Origin of the sequence: Schleiferilactobacillus shenzhenensis LY-73 (assembly GCF_000469325.1) — a bacterium.
Taxonomy (GTDB): Bacteria; Bacillota; Bacilli; order Lactobacillales; family Lactobacillaceae; genus Schleiferilactobacillus; species Schleiferilactobacillus shenzhenensis.
Genome location: NZ_KI271606.1, coordinates 36,109 through 38,360, shown reverse-complemented (window position 1 = coordinate 38,360; position 2,252 = coordinate 36,109). Strand labels below are relative to the sequence as shown.

The following is a 2,252-nucleotide window of genomic DNA, read 5'->3' as shown; positions in this document are numbered from 1 at the left end:
CCAAGCCGGTCAAGAACCAGAAGTGGTTCATCCTAATGTTCTTCCACATAGTGTCTCACCACGCTTCCTTTGCAGAGCCTGTCAGCTGACCTGCTTCCACAAGGTGGTCGCGTCAGCAGTCGGCTCCCAGTTGTTGCTGTCCACCAAACTCTCCCAGATGTGGCCGTTGTGCTTGACCTGCTTGCCTTTGGCGTAGGCATTGTATGCCCCACCCGGCTGGGTCCACTCCTCAATGCCGTCGTTGTCGATCGTGATCGGTGCAAACAGTGACGGGGCGTTGCCCGGCAGCCAATCAGCTTGACTGGTGTGATCCTGGACGACCCGGTAGAGATGACCGTCATAACTGACGATTTGACCCTTGGTGTACTTGACCGCGGATGCAGACCAGGTCGGCCACATGTCGGCTAGCGCCATGGCGGTCTTGTCGTCGACGGTGCTGGCGGCCGCTGGTGCTGCAATGACCTCGGCCGCCTTGACTAGCACTCCGTTGACCTGAGTGAGCTGGTCCTTGGTCAAGGTGACCTGCTTGGCGGCCTCATCCGCCGCTTGTTTAGCCTCGGCAGCCGCCTTGTTGGCATAATCTGCGTCCAGCGATACCCACTTTTGCTGCAAGCGATCAAACGTGGGTGACGGCATATCCGCCGGTGGTGCAGTCAGGACAAACGGCGGTGACTGGTAGAGCTTGGCCACCACGTCGTCATCTCCCGCCAATGGCACAAATGGGAACTCGCTAGTGCTCACATAGACTGCTTTTGTCATTAATCTATACCTCCTGAGTTATTGACCCTTAATGATCAGATTGACGTTGCCATTAGCATCCGGCTTGAGCATTGACGCACCATTGATTGTGATGGACTTAATGGTCGTGGCCATATCGTCATCGTTGGGGATGCGGACCCAGGGATCGTAGACATCGTTGGCGCCCTGCCATTTATGCCGGATGTACATATGTGGGCGGAATCCGGTCATGGGATTTTCCCAAGCAATCTGCATTTTTTGTCCGAACATCGGGTCAGTCATGGTCCAAACCCAGACCCCGTCGACGTTGCCCGGGCGGTTTTTGCTGATTGCAGAAAAGACCAGGCCGTCGACGGCGTTGTTGAGGTCGCCGCCGCTCATCGGCTGTGGCCGGATGCCCATCACTTTGGTCTGATCGGCTGACAGGGTCACGTTGCCGGCCGCGTCAGTTGCGGCGACGATCCCGCTGGTCCCGATGACGCTGTTGACCTTAACCGCGGCTTTGATCGCCGCGACCATATCGTCGTTGTTGGGGATCTTGGTCCAGGGCTGCCACACCTTGTCGCCCTGCCACTTCATTCGCATATACATGTGGACCGAGGAGTTGATCCAGGACACCTGCATCGTCTGGCCCCAGTTAGGCTCGACCATGGTCCAGGTATACGTGCCGGGCGAGTTTTCCGGGCTGTTGGCGGAGTTGGCCGAAAAGATCAGGCCCATCGGGGCGTCATTGAGGTCGCCGCCCGTGAATTTGAGCGGCTGGACGCCCATTAGGTTGTTCTTCTGCAAGGCGGTCAGGATCGCCTGGGCGGCTGTTGCCGTGTTTTTGGCCGAATCCAGAGCAATCTGTCCAGCTGCCGCTTTGGTTTTGATGTCGTCGATGATCTTGCCGGCATCCGCAATGTAGTTGTCACTGGCCTCGCCGGACCCGATCGCTGGGAGCACGCGGATCTGGAAGTTGCTGCTGCTCTCCACTGTGCTGCCCACGGTGTGGCGGACATAGGCCACCGCGATGTCGCCTGAGGCTTGATATACCTCGGGAGGTAGAGTGATCTCAGCATAGCCCTTGTTAGTCAATCCCCGGAAGCGGTCGGCTGCGTTGCTTTGGTCGAAGTCGACGATCTTACCGTCCGGCTTCTCGATGTGGATGCCCAGTGAACCGGTGGTCAGGTCGGTCGTCTGCCAGCCTCGGTCCAGCTGGATAGGCAGTACCTCGTTGGCATCGCCCACACGCAAGATAGGCGTCTGATTGGTGAGCGCTGCCACCTTGTTGAGGTCGAGTTTAATCTGTTGCAGCATCTGGCTTCACCTCCTCGTCAGGGTCGATCCCGCTCTCCTTGATCAGTTTTTGTAATGCCTCGATTTTGGTCTGTAGCTGACTGATCTGGGCGGTCTGCTGAGCGATAATGATGGCCTTGTTGGCCACATCCCGCCCCAGGTTACCCGCTAACTCTGAGATGATCTGTTGATTTGCGTCCATTTTGTCCTCCTTCTAAACATCGCCAATATAGAAA

3 protein-coding genes are annotated in these 2,252 nt (G+C 57.1%); all 3 read right to left on the bottom strand.

Going from position 1 to position 2,252, the window contains the following annotated elements; translation table 11 throughout:
* Nucleotides 1–81: 81 nt before the first annotated feature.
* Genes L248_RS15410 through L248_RS12980 form a run of 3 tightly spaced genes read right to left on the bottom strand, consistent with a single transcriptional unit; the run spans nucleotide 82 to nucleotide 2,218 of the window.
* On the bottom strand, nucleotides 82–759 hold the full coding sequence (locus tag L248_RS15410) for a carbohydrate-binding protein (protein ID WP_052000071.1): 678 nt from the start codon (nucleotides 757–759) through the stop codon (nucleotides 82–84).
* An 18-nt stretch (nucleotides 760–777) separates the two neighbouring features.
* Nucleotides 778–2,037: a BppU family phage baseplate upper protein gene (locus tag L248_RS12985; protein WP_040536832.1), complete on the bottom strand. Its 1,260-nt coding sequence runs from the start codon at nucleotides 2,035–2,037 to the stop codon at nucleotides 778–780.
* Entirely contained in the window at nucleotides 2,021–2,218 is a 198-nt protein-coding gene (locus L248_RS12980; RefSeq protein WP_022530712.1) for a hypothetical protein, read from the bottom strand. Before L248_RS12980 ends, L248_RS12985 begins: the two co-directional genes overlap by 17 nt.
* Nucleotides 2,219–2,252: the final 34 nt, after the last annotated feature.

Excerpts from the sequence above, each read along its gene's own strand:
- L248_RS15410 (WP_052000071.1), bottom strand. The coding sequence starts at position 759 with ATGACAAAAGCAGTCTATGTGAGCACTAGCGAGTTCCCATTTGTGCCA.
- L248_RS12980 (WP_022530712.1), bottom strand. The coding sequence starts at position 2,218 with ATGGACGCAAATCAACAGATCATCTCAGAGTTAGCGGGTAACCTGGGG.
- L248_RS12985 (WP_040536832.1), bottom strand. The coding sequence starts at position 2,037 with ATGCTGCAACAGATTAAACTCGACCTCAACAAGGTGGCAGCGCTCACC.